The organism is Microtetraspora niveoalba, assembly GCF_001570405.1.
In the GTDB taxonomy this organism is placed as follows: Bacteria; Actinomycetota; Actinomycetes; order Streptosporangiales; family Streptosporangiaceae; genus Microtetraspora; species Microtetraspora niveoalba.
In genome coordinates, this window is the sequence record NZ_BBYM01000070.1 from 1 (window position 1) to 12,081 (window position 12,081).

The 12,081-nt window shown below is 73.7% G+C and carries 3 protein-coding genes; all 3 read right to left on the minus strand.

Annotated features, from left to right (window positions below):
* Positions 1–5,955: type I polyketide synthase (locus tag AWQ70_RS36830; protein WP_157530926.1), on the minus strand; the 5,955-nt coding region annotated here is incomplete at its 3' end.
* 7 nt (positions 5,956–5,962) lie between these two features.
* Entirely contained in the window at positions 5,963–10,771 is a 4,809-nt protein-coding gene (locus AWQ70_RS36835; protein WP_169808803.1) for a type I polyketide synthase, read from the minus strand.
* 36 nt (positions 10,772–10,807) lie between these two features.
* Positions 10,808–12,079 (minus strand): type I polyketide synthase, encoded by a 1,272-nt coding sequence (locus tag AWQ70_RS36840; RefSeq protein ID WP_281197194.1) that lies wholly within the window; start codon positions 12,077–12,079, stop codon positions 10,808–10,810.
* Positions 12,080–12,081 lie beyond the last annotated feature (2 nt).

Genomic DNA, 12,081 nt, shown 5'->3' on the forward strand with positions numbered 1-12,081 from the left:
CCGCCGGATCGCGGGACGCACCAGGCCGCGCAGCAGGGGCGGCGGCTCGGCCGCCGCCGCGGTGCCCGCGGCGGCGAGGTCGAGCGGGACCGGCAGCAGGTGGGCCGCGGGCATGGCCGACGCGCGGTCGAAGAGCGCCAGCCCCTGTTCGGTCGTCAACGCGATGCCGAGCCGGTCGCCGCGCCTCCCCGCGTCCGCGCCGAGCAGGTGCCCGGTGAGCCCGCTCGCCTTCTCCCACAGCCCCCAGCCGAGCGACTGCGCGGGCAGGCCGCGGGCCCGGCGGTGGGCGGCGAGCGCGTCCATGAACGCGTTCGCGGCGGCGTAGTTGGCCTGCCCGCCGGTGCCGAACGTCGCGGCCGCGGACGAGTAGAGCACGAACATGGACAGATCCATGTGTTCGGTCAGCGCGTGCAGATTGATCGCGGCGTCCACCTTGGGCCGCAGCACGTCGTCGAGGCGGGCGCGGGTCATCGCGCCGAAGACTCCGTCGTCGATCAGGCCGGCCGTGTGCACGACACCGGTCAGCGGGTGCGAGGCGGGAATCGCCGCGAGCACGGCGGCGAGCGCGGCCCGATCGGAGGCGTCGCAGGCCGCCACGGTCACGCGCGCGCCCATGTTCTCCAGCTCCGTCACCAGCTCCTCCGCACCGGCGGCGGCCCCGCCACGGCGGCTCAGCAGCAGCAGGTGGCGGACCCCGTGCTCGGCGACCAGGTGGCGCGCCAGCAGGCCGCCGAGGGTGCCGGTCCCGCCGGTGATCAGGACGGTGCCCGCCGGGTCGAGCGGCACAGGAACGGTCAGCACGTTCTTGCCCACGTGCCGGGCCTGGCCGATGAATCGGAACGCGTCGACCGCGTCCCGGACGTCCCACACCTTCGTCGGCGACGGCCGCAGCACGCCGCGGTCGAAGAGCGCGATGACCTCGGCGAGGATCTCCCCCATCCGCACCGGGCCCGCGTCACTCAGATCGAACGCCCGGTACTGGATGTCGGGCCGCGGGCAGTCGTCCCGGATGTCGGCCTTGCCCATCTCGATGAACCGCCCACCCGGCGCCAGCAGCCGCAACGACGCGTCCACGAACTCGCCGGCGAGCGAGTTGAGCACCACGTCGACGCCCCGGCCGCCGGTGGCCCGGCGGAAGTCCGTCTCGAATCCGAGATCGCGGGAGGAGGCGATGTGCGCGTCGTCGAGTCCCGACGAGCGCAGCGCCGCCCACTTGCCCCGGCCGGCCGTGCCGTACACGTCCAGGCCCAGGTGACGGCCGAGTTGCACGGCCGCCATGCCGACGCCGCCCGCGGCGGCGTGCACCAGCACCGACTCGCCCGGCCGGACGGCCGCGAGGTCGCGCAGCCCGTAGTAGGCGGTCGCGAACGCCACCGGGACGGACGCCGCCCGGCTGAACGACCAGCCGTCCGGGATGCGGGCCAGCAGGTCCCGGTCCGTCACCGCGTACGAGCCGATGCCGCCGGGGAAGAAGCCGAACACCCGGTCTCCGGGGACGAGGTCCTCGACACCCGGCCCGGCCTCCACCACCACGCCGGCCGCCTCGGCGCCCATCCGCGCCCGGTCCGGGTACATGCCGAGCGCGATCAGGACGTCGCGGAAGTTCACCCCGGCGGCACGGACCGCGACGCGCACCTGCCCGGGGCCGGGCGTGACGTCCGCGTCCGGCGCCGCCACCAGGGCGAGGTTGTCCAGTGTCCCCTCGCCCGTGACGTCGAGGCGCCACGCGCCCGGGCCGGGCGGCACCGCGAGCCCGGCGGACGGGCGAGCCAGCCGGGCGGCGAGCACGCGGTCGCCGCGTACTGCGAGCACCGGCTCGCCGCCCGCGGCCACGAAAGCCCGCCACCCGCCGTCGCCGTCGAGGTCGGCGTCGGCGTCGGCGTCCAGGTCCACGAGCACGATCCGGCCGGGGTTCTCGGTCTGCGCGGAACGCAGCAGGCCCCAGACCGCCGCGGCGGGCGGATCCGGCGTGGCCGTGGCCACGGGCACCGCGCCGCGCGTCACCACCGCCAGTCGGATGCCGGCCAACCGCTCCTCGTCCAGCCAGGCCCGCACGACGTCCAGCACGCCGGCCGTCATCTCGCGCACGAGGTGGGGCATGTCGTCGTCCGCCGCGCCGGGCGGTGTGCCGGGCACCGGCAGGACCGCCACGGACGGCGCCGGCGCCCCGTCGTCGAGCGCCGCCGCCAGGTCGGCCGGCCCGGCGAACCGGGGTGCGGCCATGTCGGGGGCGCCCTCGCCGAGCACCGCCCATGTCGAGCGGTCGGCCGCGGCCGCACCGCTTCCCAATGAGACCCAGTCGACGCTGAAGAGCGCGTTGCGGAGGCCCGGGTCCGCCGCCGGGCGCACCTGCTCGGCCGTGACGTCACGCAGCACCAGCGACTCGACGGTGGCGACCGGCGCCCCGGCGCCGTCGGCGGCGCGAAGCGAGATGCCGGCGGCGTCGACCGTCATGCTCACGCGGAGCGTCGACGCCCCGGCGGCGTGCAGTCGCACGCCGGTCCAGGCGAACGGCAACCGGGTGGAAGGGGGCATGTGCCCGGAGAAGCCCACCGCGTGCAGGGCGGCGTCGAGCAGTGCGGGGTGCAGTCCGAACCCGCCGGGCTCCATCCCCTCCGGCAGCACGACCTCGGCGTGGACGGTGCCACCGTCGCGCCAGACGGCCCGAAGTCCCCGGAAGGCCGGCCCGTAGCCGTGACCGAGCGCCGCGAGTCCGTCGTAGAAGCCGTCCAGGTCGACCGGCTGGGCGCCGGGTGGCGGCCATGCCGTCACCGCGTCACGCTCATCCGGCGCGGCGGCGGCCGAGGCCAGCACCCCGCTCGCATGGAACGCCCATTCCGCGCCCTCCTCCTCCGGGCGGGAGTGCACCTCCACCGGGCGATCACCGAACTCGTCGGCGACCCCGACGCTCACCTGGATCGCCACGCCGCCCCGCTCGGGCAGCACCAGCGGCGACCGCAGCACCAGCTCCCGCAGGAGGTCGCACCCGACGTGCTCACCGGCCCGCGACACCATCTCCACGAAGGCGGTGCCGGGCACCAGGACGGTGTCGAGCACCGCGTGGTCGGCGAGCCAGGGGTGGCTCGCCAGGCTGAGCCGCCCGGTGAGCACCGCCGCGCCGGCGGCCGTCGTCACCGCCGCGCCCAGCAACGGATGCCCCACCGCGGTCTGTCCCAAAGCCGCGACGTCACCCGCCGTCGCGACGGGCTCCGGCCAGTACCGCTGCCGCTGGAACGCGTACGTCGGAAGCTCCACCTGACGGCCGCCCGGCAGCACGGACGTCCAGTCGACGTCGGCGCCGGCCGTCCACAACCGGGCCAGCGCGGTCAGCGCCGTTTCGGTGTCGTCCCGGTCGCGGCGCATCACCGGCGCGAACACCGCGTCGACGGACTGCTGGGCCGGCGCCGTCTCCGCTTCATCGCGGCGTAGCACTCCCGCTTCATCCCGGCGCAGCACCGGCGCGAACATCCCCTCGGCCGCCTGCTGGGCCAGCCCGCAGAGCACACCGTCCGGGCCCAGCTCCACGAACCGCGACACACCACGCTCGCCCAGACACCTGACCCCGTCCGCGAAGCGGACCGCCTCACGCACCTGCCGCACCCAGTAGGCCGGGGAGGTGAGCAGCCCGGGCTCGGCCACCTCGCCGGTCAGGTTCGACACGATCGGAACCCGCGGCTCGTCGAACGTCAGCGTCTCCACGATGGCCGCGAACTCGGCCAGCATCGGCTCCATCAATTGGGAATGGAACGCGTGCGACACCGTCAACCGGCTCGTCTTGCGGCCCCGAGCGGCCCAGTGGGCCGCCAGCTCGTCGATCACCTCGGCGTCCCCGGAGACCACGACCGAGGCCGGGCCGTTGACCGCCGCGATGTCCACCCGGTCATCGGTCAGCTCGTCCTCGGACGCCTGGACGGCCAGCATCGCGCCACCGGCGGGGAGCGCCTGCATCAACCGGCCACGCGCCGCAACCAGCACGCACGCGTCTTCGAGCGAGAGCACTCCGGCGCAGTGTGCGGCGGCGATCTCACCGATCGAGTGGCCCAGCAGGAAGTCCGGGCGTACGCCCCACGACTCCAGCAACCGGAACGACGCCACCTCGACCGCGAACAAGGCCGCCTGCGCGTGAACCGTCTGATCGAGATCGACCCCGTCGACCAGCACGTCCCGGACCGGCCGATCGAGCCGAACGTCCAGCTCCACGCACACCGCGTCGAACGCGTCCGCGAACGCCGGGAAGGACTCGTACAAGCCCTGCCCCATCCCGGCCCGCTGCGAACCCTGACCGGTGAACAGGAACGCCGTCCGCCCGTCACCGGCCACACCCGGCACCACCTGGCCGGAGGGCCGCCCCTCGGCCAGCGCGGCCAGACCCGCCTCCCTCGCCGCCTCCGAGCCTCCGAGCACCACCGCCCGATGAGCCAGCGCCGTGCGCCCCGTCGCCAACGTCCACGCCACGTCGGCCGGGCGGTCCCCACGTCCGCCGTCCACGCGTGCGGCGAGCCGAGCGGCCTGGGCCCGGAGCGCGGCCGCGGTCTTCCCGGAAAGGGGCCACAGAACCGGACCCGCGTCGTCCGCCGGCGGCTCGGCCGGCTGCGAAGGCACCTGCTCCAGGATCATGTGCGCGTTGGTGCCGCTGACGCCGAACGAGGAGACGCCGGCCCGGCGCGGCCGATCCGCCTCCGGCCACGGCCGGGCCCCGGTGAGCACCTCCACCGCGCCCGCCGACCAGTCCACCTGCGGGGTCGGCTCGTCCACGTGCAACGTCGCCGGCAACACACCGTGCCGCATCGCCAGCACCATCTTGATCACACCGGCCACACCGGCCGCCGCCTGCGTGTGACCGATGTTCGACTTCACCGACCCCAGCCACAACGGACGGTCTCCCGGCCGCCCCCGTCCGTAGGTCGCGAGCAACGCCCGCGCCTCGATCGGATCGCCGAGCCTCGTCCCGGTGCCGTGCGCCTCCACCGCGTCGACGTCGGACGGTGCGAGACGGGCGTTCACCAACGCCTGACGGATCACCCTCTCCTGCGACGGCCCGTTCGGCGCCGTCAACCCGTTCGACGCGCCGTCCTGGTTGACGGCGCTGCCGCGGATCACCGCCAACACGTCGTGCCCGTGCCGCCGCGCGTCGGACAGCCGCTCCAGCAGCACCAGGCCGACGCCCTCCGACATGCCGGTGCCGTCGGCCGACGACGAGAACGCCTTGCACCGCCCGTCCGCCGCCAATCCCCGCTGACGGTCGAAAGCCGCGAAAACCCAGGGCGTCGCCATCACGGTCACCCCGCCCGCCAGCGCGAGGGTGCATTCCCCCTGGCGCAGGGCCTGTGCCGCCAGATGAACGGCCACCAGCGACGACGAACACGCCGTGTCCACCGTCATCGCGGGCCCCTCGAGCCCGAAGACATAAGACACCCGGCCCGCCAACGCGGCGGCCGTGTTGCTCGTCGTCATGAAATCGACGGCTTCGCCGTCGGCGCCCACCAGGGCGGCGTAATCCTGGCCGTTGGTTCCCGCGAAAACCCCGGTCCTGCTCCCCTTCAACGACGCCGCGTCGATATTCGCCCGCTCCAGCGTTTCCCAGGCGGTCTCCAGAAGCAGCCGCTGCTGCGGATCCATCGCCGACGCCTCGCGCGGGCTGATGCCGAAAAGGCCCGCGTCGAATTCAGCGGCGTCGGACAGGAACCCGCCCCTGCGGGATTCGGCGATCCCCGATTCGAGCAGCGTTTCCCAGCCCCGGTCCTTCGGAAAATCCGCCACCGCGTCGCCGCCGGACGACAACAAAGCCCAGAACCGCTCCGGTGAATCCACTCCGCCGGGGAACCGGCACGCCATCGAGACGATCGCGATCGGCTCGTGATCACGGTCCTCCAGCTCCCGCAGGCGATTCCGGGTCTCGTGCAGGTCGACCGTGACCCAGTGAAGATATTCGCGGAACTTGGCGTCGTCGGTCATATCGTTTTCACCTACCTTCACTGATTGCGGGGAGCTCGACATCCGCGGCACGAGACTTTCCGAGCTTCGTGTCGATGAACGCGAACAGTTCCTCGTCCGTGTCCAGACGCAGTTCCTCGGGGCCGGCCTGGCCGTTCCCCGTCCCGGCCCAGCCGGACAGGAGCCTTTCCAGCCGGACCGCGATCTCGCCGCCGGAGCCGTCCCCCTTCGCCATCGCCGCCCGCTCGTCGGCGGTCATGGCCGCGAACCCCGCCTCGAGTCGCTCCAACCGCTCCAGGAGCGAGTCGGCGGCGGAGACCTCACCGGACAGGAGCTCCACCAGGTGGCTCGCGAGCGCCGCGGGCGTGGCGCGGTCGAACACGAGGGTCGCGGGCAGGCTGAGTCCGGTGGCCGCGTTGATTTTGTTGCGGAACTCGACGGCGCTGATCGAGTCGAACCCGCAGTCCCGGAACGCCCGGTGTTCCTCGACGGCGTCGGGGCGGGTGTGGCCCAGCACCGCGGCGGCGTAGACCCTCACGGCGTCCAGCAACACGCCGTACCAGGACTGCCGCGGCGCCTCGTGCAGCCGCCGCGACAACACCGATCGGGCCTGCTCCGGCGCCGCGTCCCGCGGCGGGGCCTCCACCAGGTCTCTCGCCAGGGACGGCACCGCCTCCGCCGCCAGCAGGTTCCAGTCGGCTTCCGTCACGACGATCGACGTCTCGTCGTCGTCGAGGATGCGCCGCAGTGCGCCCGTCGCGAGGTCCGGCGGCATCGAGCGCGCGCCCTTGCGCCGCAGCGTCTCCTCCATGGCCGTGCCGCCGATCCCGGCGCCGGCCCAGTGTCCCCAGGCGATCGAGGTCGCGGGCAGTCCCCGCGCCCGCCGGTGGCGCGCCAACGCGTCCAGGGCCGCGTTGCCCGGCGCGTAGTTGCCCTGGCCGACGGATCCGTAGGTGCCGGCGAGCGAGGAGAAGAGCACGAACGCCGACAGATCCAGGCCGGCGGTCAGCTCGTGCAGGTGCAGCGCTCCCTGGACCTTCACCCGCCACACCCGTTCCATCTGAGCGGGGGTCAGGGAGTCCAGCAGGGCGTCGTCCAGCAGGGCCGCGGTGTGGATCACCGCGCCCAGTGGAAGATCCACCGGGATCTCGTCCAGCACCTGCTTCAGCGCTTCCCGGTCGGCCAGGTCGCAGGCGACCACCGACGCCCGGCAGCCCCGCTCGGCGATCTGCCGCAGCAGGTCGGCCGCGCCGGGGGCGTCCGCGCCCCGCCGGTTCAGCAGCAGCACGTGGCCCGCGCCGTTGTCGGCCAGCCAGCGGGCGACATGCCCGCCCAGCGCGCCCGTGCCGCCGGTGATCAGGACGGTGCGGCCCGCCGCCGACCACGAGCGGACCGGTCTGCCGACGGCCGGCGCCCTGACCAGGCGGCGCGCGAACACGCCGTCCGCCCGGATCGCCACCTCGTCCTCGCCACCGGCGAGGACCCCGGCCAGCCGGGTGAGAGCCTTCCGGTCCATACTCCGCGGCAGATCGACCAGGCCACCCCACTGGTCCGGCCTCTCCGCCCGCGCGACCGGGCCCAGCCCCCACATCCCCGCCTGAGCCGGCTCCAGCCCGTCGTCGCCGGCCTTCACCGACACGGCGCCGCGGGTCGCCCACCACACCGGAGCGACCACGCCGGCGTCGGCCAGCGCCTGCACGAGCAGAACAGGCTGGGCCATGCCCGCGGGCAGATCCAGGTGCCCTTCGGCGGCCCCCTCCCGCAACGCGACCAGGGAGATCACACCAGCGATCGGGGCCGCCCCCACCGCCTCGGCCACGCGTGCGGCCATCTCCGTCCGGTCCGGCCGGGGCAGCACCAGCCGGACCGCCTTCCCGCCGTGTCGCTCGACGGCGTCGGCCACCTCCTCCGGCAGGCCGTCGTCGGCGGCCACCACCAGCCACGTGCCGTCCAGCCTGCCCGCCGGAAGCTCGCCCAGCCGCTTCCACGTGACCCGGTAGCGCCAGGAGTCCAGCATCGATTCGGCACGGCGCCGCTCGTGCCACGACGCCAACGCCGGCAACACCGCGGTCAGGGCCGGCACGTCGACGTCGAGCTGAGCCGCCAGCGTCTCGACGTCCGCGCTCTCGACCGCGTCCCAGAACGCGCGCTCCACCGGGTCGCCGGTCGACGGTTTGGGCGTCAGCCAGTACCGCTGCCGCTGGAAGGCGTAGGTGGGCAGATCGACCCGGCGCGGCGACACCCCCTCGAACACCGTCGTCCAGTCGACGTCGACGCCCCGGGTGAACAGGTCGCCCGCCGACTTCAGCATGCGCGCCAGACCGCCGTCGTCCCGCCGCAGCGACCCGACGACCGCGACGCCCTCAACGGTCTCCTCGATCGCGGGCAGCAGCACCGGATGCGGGCTGACCTCGACGAACACCCGGTGACCCGACCGTGCGGCGTACTCCACCGCGTCCTGGAAGCGCACCGTGCGCCGCAGGTTCTCGAACCAGTACCCGGCGTCCAACTCGGCGCCGTCGACGGGCTCGCCCGTCACGGTCGAGACGAGGGGCGTGTGGGCGGCCCGCGGCGCGATCGGGGCCAGCTCGGCCAGCAGCCGGTCACGCAGCCGCCGCATCTCCGGCGAGTGCGACGCATAGTCCACCGCGACCCGCCGAGCCCGCGTCCCGGCGCTCTCGCAGCGCGCCAGCAGCTCCTCCAAAGCGGCCGCGGGACCGGACACCACCACCGAGGCCGGGCCGTTCACCGCCGCCACCGACACTCCCTCGGGCAGCCACTCCCGCACCCGGGCCTCCGGCGACATCACCGACACCATGCCCCCGTCACCGGCGATCTCCGCCAGCATCCGGCTGCGCAACGCCACCACGCGCGCGCCGTCCTCCAGCGACAACGCGCCCGCCACGCAGGCTGCCGCGATCTCTCCCTGCGAATGCCCGATCACCGCCGCGGGCTGCACACCCCACGATCGCCACACCGCGGCCAGCGACACCATCACGGCCCACAGCACCGGCTGGACGACATCGACCCGTGCCAGGTCCTCATCCGGCAGGTCCGCCAACGACCACTCGACGAACTCCGACAGCGCCCGGTCACACCGCGCCATCGACTCGGCGAACGTCGCCGACTCCGCCATCAGCGCCCGGGTCATCCCCGCCCACTGCGCGCCCTGACCGGGGAAGACCCACACCACATCACGGGCGGAACCCGCCGCCCCCTGCAGTACCCCGGCCGCCGGCGCTCCCTCGGCCGTCGCCGCCAGACCGTCGACCAGGTCGTCACGATCGGCGCCCACCACCACCGCGCGATGCTCCAACACCGCGCGAGAGCGGACCAACGCCGCGCCCACGGAGACGACATCCACCTCGGACGACTTCGCCCACTCCGCCAGCCGGGCCGCCTGCGCCCGCAAGCCCTCGGCGTTCCTGGCCGACACCACCCACGGCACCGCCGGAAGCGACGGCGGCGGTTCCTCCGCCACCGCGACCTCGGGCGCCTGCTCCACCACCACGTGCGCGTTCGTGCCGCTCATCCCGAACGACGAGACCCCGGCCCGGCGCGGCCGGTCCGTGGAAGGCCACGGCCTCGCCTCGGTCAGCAGCTCCACCGCGCCCGCCGACCAGTCCACGTGCGGGGTCGGCCGGTCCACGTGCAACGTCGCGGGCAGCGTCCCGTGGCGCATGGCCAGCACCATCTTGATCACTCCGGCCACGCCGGCGGCGGCCTGGGTGTGCCCGATGTTCGACTTGATCGACCCCAGCCAGAGCGGGTGGTCCCGCTCCTGACCGTAGGTCGCCAGCAACGCCTGCGCCTCGATCGGATCACCGAGCTTCGTACCGGTGCCGTGCGCCTCCACGACATCCACCTCGGACGGGGACAGGCGGGCGCCGGCCAACGCCTGGCGGATCACCCGCTCCTGCGACGGACCGTTCGGAGCGGTCAGGCCGTTGGAGGCGCCGTCCTGGTTGACCGCGCTGCCGCGGATCACGGCGAGCACCTCGTGCCCGAGCCGCTGCGCGTCCGAAAGCCGCTCCACCAGCAGGACACCGACACCCTCGCCCCAGCCGGTGCCGTCCGCCGCAGCCGCGAACGCCTTGCACCGTCCATCCGCGGCCAGCCCACCCTGCCGGTCGAACTCGGCGAACACCTCCGCGGTGGACATCACCGACACTCCGCCGGCCAGCGCCATCTCGCACTCGCCGTTCCGCAGCGCCTGCACCGCCAGGTGCAGCGCCACCAGCGACGACGAACACGCCGTGTCGACCGTTGCCGCCGGCCCCTCGAGGCCGAAGGCGTAGGCGAGGCGGCCGGAGATGACGCTGGCGCTGGTGCCGGTGGCGATGTGCCCCTCCACGCCCTCCGGTGCGGCGAGGGCGAGCAGGCTGTAGTCCTGGCCGTTGGTGCCCATGAACACACCGGTCCGGCTGCCGCGCAGTGATCGCGGATTGACACCCGCGGCCTCAAGCGTCTGCCAGACGACCTCCAGCAGCAGCCGCTGTTGCGGATCCATGACCAACGCCTCGCGCGGGCTGATGCCGAAGAGGGCCGCGTCGAACTCGTGGGCGTCCGCAATGAACCCGCCCTGACGGCTGTATCCCCTTCCGTCGTCGTGCCAGCCGCGGTCGGCCGGGAAGCCGGAGATCGCGTCGGTGCCGTCCGCCAGCAGGCGCCACAGATCGTCGGGCGAGTGGACGTCGCCCGGGAAGCGGCAGCCCATGCCGACGATCGCGATGGGCTCCTGGGCGCGCTCCTCAAGGGAGAGGATCCGGCGGCGTGCCTGGCGCAACTCCGTCGTCATCCACTTGAGATGCTCAAGCAGCTTCTCGTCGTCAGCCACTGATCTCTCCTGTCTCGAAACGGGTCTCGACGCCGGTCAAGCCGGGCCCCCGAATTCCTTCTGGATGAGGTCGAGGACCTCGTCGGCGCTGGCGCCGACCAGCGCGTCGTCCGGTCGCGTCGCGTGGGTGGCGGCGAACCGGGCCAGCAGGCCCTGCAGCCGGGCGGCGATGTCCGCCCGCTCGCTCTCGCTCGGCGTGAGCCGTACCAGCCCGGCTTCGAGCCGATCGATCTCGGCGGCCACCTGCTCCGCACGGCCCGCCTCGCCATGGCCCGCCCCGTCACGTTCGGCCTCGTCCGGAAGCAGCGCTCGACCGAGGTACGCGGTGAGCGCGGCGGGCGTCGGGTTGTCGAACACCAGCGTGGCCGGCAGGTTCAGGCCGGTCTCGTGCTGGAGGAGGTTGCGATACTGCACGCTGGTGAGCGAGTCGAACCCGAGATCACGGAACGCCCGTTCCGGCGCGACCTCGTCGATGTCGCCGTAACCGAGGATCACCGCCGCGCGGGTGCGCACCAGGTCGAGGAGCATGCGGCGCCGTCGGGAGACCGGCACGGCCGCGAGCTTCTCCCGCAGCGCGGCGCCGTGATCGGTGGGCTCCACTTCCGGCGCCGCGACCGTTGCCTCGGGCAGGTCCCGCATGAGCGGACTCGGCCGGGTCCCCGCGAAGACGGGAGCGAACACCGACCAGTCGATATCCGCCACCACCAGGCTCGGCTGATCCTGGCCCACGGCATGGGCCAACGCCCGCACCGCCACCCGCGGATCCATCGCCGACACACCACTACGGCGCAACCGCTCCGTCACCGCCTGGCCGGTCGCCATACCGTCCTGCGCCCACGGCCCCCACGCCACCGACACACCCGGCAGACCCGCATCACCCCGCCGCTCCGCCCACGCGTCCAAGAACGCATTCGCCGCCGCGTAATTACCCTGCCCCGCACTGCCCACCGCCCCCGCCAGAGACGAGAACACCGCAAAGAAATCCAGCTCGCAATCCCGGGTCAGCTCATCGAGATGCACCAACCCCGACACCTTGGCCGCCAGCACCGCCCCGAACCGCTCCGGCGTCAGAGCGTCCAAGGTGCCGTCATCCAGAACACCCGCCGTGTGCACAACGCCTGTCAGCGGGACGTCCGCCGGGATCCCCGCCAGCACACCCGCCACCGCGTCCCGATCGGCCACATCGCACGCCGCGACCGTCACCCGGGCACCCAGCCCGGTCAGCTCCGCCACCAGCTCGTCCACACCCGGCGCCGCCGTACCACGACGACTCGTCAACACCAGATGCGCGACACCGGACTCCGCCAGCC